General features: G+C 59.5%; 1 protein-coding gene. It reads right to left on the reverse strand.

The window, feature by feature from the left end:
• Positions 1-1,095: Ig-like domain-containing protein (locus tag CER19_RS24050; RefSeq protein ID WP_178088126.1), on the reverse strand; the 1,095-nt coding region annotated here is incomplete at both ends.

Below are 1,095 nucleotides of genomic sequence, written 5' to 3' on the forward strand. Positions count from 1 at the left end.
GCTTTTTCATCCGCTGCCAGGGCAGCACCCAGGGTGCCGTTAAACACCAAGGTGTTGTCGTTGGTGATGTAGTCGGTTGCGCTGGCACCCGAGTCAGCTGTGATCGAGGTGATCGCGATCGCTGCACTTGGTACTGCACTATCAATAATGACGCTCTGGCTCGCGGTTTGACCGACGTTGCCGGCCGTGTCAATGACACGCACCTGCACGTTGTAGGTACCGTCAGCCAGGGTAGCCGCTTGGTTATCGTAGCTCCAGGTAGTGCCCGATACGGTGCTGTCCAGCCAGGTCACCCCGCCGTCCAGGCTGATCTGAGCCTTTTCACCCGCCCCAAGGGCAGCACCCAAAGTGCCGTTAAACACCAGAATGTTGTCGCTAGTGATGTAGTCGGTTGCGCTGGCACCGGAGTCGGTTGTGATCGAGGTGATCGCGATCGCAGCTTCTGGTGCGATGCCGTCTACATACGGCACCACAGTATTCGGGCTAACGTTGCCTGCATCATCAGCAGCCTTGACCGTGACATCACCGGATGGCTGATTGCTTGGCGACGTGCCGCTGTAACTACCGTCGGGACCGGCCACTACGGTGCCAGTGCTGCCATCGGGATAGGTGATAGTGACGTGGCTACCTGGCTCGCTTTTGCCATCGACCGTGACGCTGCCATCGGCATTGGGTACGACGTTGACGGTCGGTGCACCTGGTGCGATGCCGTCTACATACGGCACCACAGTATTCGGGCTAACGTTGCCTGCATCATCAGCAGCCTTGACCGTGACATCACCGGATGGCTGATTGCTTGGCGACGTGCCGCTGTAACTACCGTCGGGACCGGCCACTACGGTGCCAGTGCTGCCATCGGGATAGGTGATAGTGACGTGGCTACCTGGCTCGCTTTTGCCATCGACCGTGACGCTGCCATCGGCATTGGGTACGACGTTGACGGTCGGTGCACCTGGTGCGATGCCGTCTACATACGGCACCACAGTATTCGGGCTGACGTTGCCTGCATCATCAGCAGCCTTGACCGTGACATCACCGGATGGCTGATTGCTTGGCGACGTGCCGCTGTAACTACCGTCGGGACCGGCCACTACG

Origin of the sequence: Pseudomonas sp. GL93 (genome assembly GCF_003408955.1) — a bacterium.
GTDB lineage: Bacteria > Pseudomonadota > Gammaproteobacteria > Pseudomonadales > Pseudomonadaceae > Aquipseudomonas > Aquipseudomonas paracarnis.